Below are 2394 nucleotides of genomic sequence, written 5' to 3' on the forward strand. Positions count from 1 at the left end.
ATCAGAAACGACCGCCATGCTCATCCTGGCAAAAGACTGGGAGATCGAGTCGGAGTTTTTTGAGATCGTGAAGAGTTAGATCACGCGAATGAAACTCCCGAGTGCTAAAAAAGAAAGATCAGATACCTAGCGCGGAAGTTACTTCCGAGCCAGGAGAGGATGATCATTGAGTTTTAATTGACTTTAATAGGTCAAATATTCCTTCTTTCTTGACGATAAACATTCCTAATCGTTCATTTGAAACGCCCTCCTTCAATTGATAGGAATATTTTAGGTCATCATCAATCAGTTCTGAATCAAAGTACTTAAAACATAAACTAGCGCGGAAGTTTCTTCCGTGCGGCGCTATTCCATCAAATCCACATCAATCAATCCCTTTTGCCCAACATAATCCCTGGCCCTTGAATACCGGTAATCATAAGCACTGCAATTCGATGACAATTACCTACATTAAGTCTTTATTCAACTAATTTCAATCCTTTCCGTTACTTTTAGTGCTGATTAATAGTTGATAGCATGCGCTCAGTGAACAAAAATCAATTCTTTGATCTGCTCAAAGAACAAACCCATCCGGTTACCCTGGATTCAATTCCTGAAGCTCTGCATGAAGAAATCGAGCGCTTTATGTTTGGGAAGACAGTCATCAAAATAAATGGATCAATAGCCTTTTACCCCGGAGACTACAATGACTGGATAGCTAAAATAAAAACAGAAGGGTTAAGCTATGACATTCAGCTCATATGAACCCGCTTCTATTAAAGGCTAATGAGCTAAAAAAACAGTACCAATTCAGATCGCCAAAGGCCTGGACTGCTGAAGAAAAAGAAAGCATCCTAAATGACTTTACTTTTCATAACAATAAGCTCGAGGGTCTGAAACTTGAATACGGAGATACTATCGATTTTTTGAAAAAAGGAATCATCCGGAAAAACAGCGATATCAAGGACATTACTGACCTACGAAATCATAAAAGTCTCCTAAAGAAAATATTTGAAAGTTATGACGACCTAACACTTTCTACTCAAATGATTAAAGACCTGCATGCCGAATTGATGAAAGATAAGATTCAATGGGATAGAATTGACGTGTATTTAGGAGGACCGGGAAAATTTAAACAGGAAAATAATTTTGGAATAAGAAAAAAGGGCGAATACAAGGAATACATGGTCTGGACGAAAGTTCCCCTGGCATTAGATAAATTATGTGATGAAACAAATCAAAGATTAGAAAATCCGGATGATGTAATTCCAACAGTTAATAATTTTCACTATGAATTTGCCAATGAAATCCATCCATTTGGGGACGGTAATGGGCGCATGGTCAGGCTTATCCATAACCTGCTTCTTTTGAAACATGGTTTTCCACTGATCATTATCCAGGCAGATGAAAAAAATGTCTATCTCGAAAGTATCATTGAGCAGGAAAAAAGACCCGACATAAGGCCCTTCGATGAGTTCCTTACAAAGAAGCTCATCGTGGAATTGGAAAAGAGAATAAAAAATCCTGAAGGCTGATTGCAGGGAGGAAATTTGGACTTAAGTCGGTATCAATATGGTGTCAACACCGACATTGAGAAATTTTATCTATTATTAAAATACCAAAATGAGCATTAAATGGAAATGGTTATTAATGGGAGTTCTTCTTATCAGCTTCTCATTGTACCTCTATTTTAGTGGCAATAAGCATGACCTAAATACAGAGGGGATGACTCGATATGATACTCCAAATTTCTCAATCTTTTATGAATCACTAAAGGAAAGCACACTTACAGATATTGAAAAATTACTTGAAGAAACGTATGTAAACATCAATCAGGTATTTGATATTGATGATTCAATAAAAACTAAAATCATTGTCTGTCGAAATGTTAATGACTTTCAAAGAAGATCATTTGGTCTAGTAAAATCCATCAAACTGGATGATTGGGTAGTTGGTGTGGCAATTAAGGATTTAGCCGTCGTTGCTTCTCCTGAAAGCCCTGGCAGCATCTACAATTATGAAACTCTTCTTGGCGTTCTTTCACATGAATATGTTCATACCTATTTGTGGAGATTGAACCCACACATCAACATATGGTTAAATGAAGGTTTTGCTGCTTACTTTTCAAACCAAAAACAGGAGATCACTGGCGATCCACCATCATTTGATGATATGAGTTCAAATGAGACAAATATTTTCGTTAAATCGAATGGGTATGTGTACAGCTATTACTACATGGAGTATTTGCTTAACAACTATGGAAGGAAAGAAATAATTGATCTTGTTAAAACTGGTGATTATAGTAAGTCATTAGGGGCATCTAAAAAGGAGATTTATACTAACTGGATTGAATATTTGGAGAAGAATCAAAATAAGATTAACGATTTGAATACCAGACCGCGGAAGTAACTTCCG

At 36.7% G+C, this 2394-nt stretch carries 3 protein-coding genes; all 3 read left to right on the forward strand.

Annotated features, from left to right (window positions below; genetic code table 11):
* Nucleotides 1-516 precede the first annotated feature (516 nt).
* The 3 genes from RLO81_RS02935 to RLO81_RS02945 all read left to right on the forward strand — a co-directional run bounded on the left by RLO81_RS02935 (nt 517) and on the right by RLO81_RS02945 (nt 2388).
* Nucleotides 517-744 carry a hypothetical protein gene (locus RLO81_RS02935; RefSeq protein ID WP_350106992.1) on the forward strand — a complete coding sequence of 76 codons (228 nt, stop codon included), beginning with the start codon at nt 517-519 and terminating at the stop codon, nt 742-744.
* Entirely contained in the window at nt 741-1514 is a 774-nt protein-coding gene (locus tag RLO81_RS02940) for a Fic family protein (RefSeq protein WP_350106995.1), read from the forward strand. The genes RLO81_RS02935 and RLO81_RS02940 overlap by 4 nt, the downstream gene beginning before the upstream one ends.
* Before the next feature lie 88 nt (nt 1515-1602).
* On the forward strand, nt 1603-2388 hold the full coding sequence (locus tag RLO81_RS02945; RefSeq protein ID WP_350106998.1) for a hypothetical protein: 786 nt from the start codon (nt 1603-1605) through the stop codon (nt 2386-2388).
* Nucleotides 2389-2394 lie beyond the last annotated feature (6 nt).

Origin of the sequence: Fulvivirga sp., assembly GCF_040220315.1 — a bacterium.
Taxonomy (GTDB): Bacteria; Bacteroidota; Bacteroidia; order Cytophagales; family Cyclobacteriaceae; genus Fulvivirga.